This is a genomic window from Vibrio sp. 10N.261.51.A4, assembly GCF_041471945.1.
GTDB lineage: Bacteria > Pseudomonadota > Gammaproteobacteria > Enterobacterales > Vibrionaceae > Vibrio > Vibrio crassostreae_C.
Genome location: NZ_JBFRPJ010000168.1, coordinates 1 through 1,257 on the forward strand (window position 1 = coordinate 1; position 1,257 = coordinate 1,257).

Annotated in this window: 2 protein-coding genes and 1 pseudogene; all 3 read left to right on the plus strand. The window is 47.1% G+C overall.

All coding sequences use genetic code 11. The annotated features are described in order from the left end of the window. A pseudogene (locus AB4384_RS23530) lies at nucleotides 1-141 on the plus strand (IS66 family insertion sequence element accessory protein TnpB); the annotation flags it as partial. Further along, the gene (gene tnpB, locus AB4384_RS23535) at nucleotides 138-491 is read left to right on the plus strand and encodes an IS66 family insertion sequence element accessory protein TnpB (protein ID WP_017062948.1); all 354 of its coding nucleotides are present in this window, start codon (nucleotides 138-140) and stop codon (nucleotides 489-491) included. The pseudogene AB4384_RS23530 and the gene tnpB, both read left to right, overlap by 4 nt. Nucleotides 492-550: 59 nt before the next feature. Then, on the plus strand, nucleotides 551-1,257 hold a 707-nt coding region (locus tag AB4384_RS23540), incomplete at its 3' end, for an IS66 family transposase zinc-finger binding domain-containing protein (RefSeq protein WP_372130196.1).

The window sequence follows — 1,257 nt, forward strand, 5'->3', positions numbered from 1 at the left end:
GAAATCGTTGAAAAGACAACCAAGTATCAGGCCCAGATAGCTACGACGAACATGACACTTCTCATCAATGATGTGGAGCTGAGCATTCCTCAAGGCACGCCAGCCACCTATCTTGCTGAACTCATTGGAGCGTTGTCATGAAAGGTATGCTCAGCGCTTCAGACATTTACCTTTATCGTGAAAGCGTCGATTTTAGAAAGTCCATCAACGGCCTTGCAGCGATTATCGAAAATGATACTGACTTGCCTCTTGGCAGCGGTGCGCTGTTCCTGTTTACCAATAAACAGCGCGATAAGATTAAAGTGTTGTACTGGGATAAAACAGGCTTCGCCCTCTGGTATAAACGCCTTGAAAAAGCCAAGTATAAGTGGCCTTCAAAAGAGAAAAATCAGGTGTTTACCCTCACTCAATTTGAGCTTGACAGACTGCTTTCAGGCTTCACAATTATCGGCCACGAACCCATCAAAATAAACGATTTTACAATGAGTTAATCGAGAATAAAGCCTTATTCTCCAAGCGTTAACGGCACGATTTTAGTATAATCAATGCTATGAAAAAGACGCCAAATATCGACCCAGAAAGCCAAGATGTTGCCGAGCTACAAGCGATGGTAGCTGCTCTGATGTCGGAGAAAAATGAGTGGAAACAAGAGCGCCAATCGCTGCTTGAACAACTCAAACTCGCCTTCGACCGTCAGTTCGCGAAACGCTCGGAGGCATTAAAGCCTTACGATGAATCACAAGGTGACCTCTTCAACGAAGCGGAATGTGAAGCCGTTAAAGAAGACGAGGTTGAGGTGACAACCACGACCACAACGAAAAAGCGCGGTAAACGTAAACCTCTGCCTAAGACCTTGCCTCGTGAGGTTATCGAACTTGATGTAGACGACCATGAAAAGCAGTGCGCTTGCTGCAATCATAGCCTGCATAAAATCGGGGAAGACCGCAGCGAGAAGCTAGAGTTCACGCCAGCGGTACTCAAAGTGTTGGAATATGTTCGTCCTAAGTACGCTTGCCGCCAGTGCGAGAAAACAGGCGACAGCAGCCGAATCGTTCAGAAGCCATCCCCTCAGAGCCTCATCCCTAAAAGCTTCGCCACAGAAAGTTTGCTGACCAACATCATTCTTGGAAAATACCAATACGCGATGCCACTTTATCGCCAAGAATCGCTGTTTACCCAGTCGGGTATCGAGCTATCACGTACCACCATGGCTAGGTGGGTCATCCAAGTCAGTGAGAAGTTCGCCCCGCTGTATGC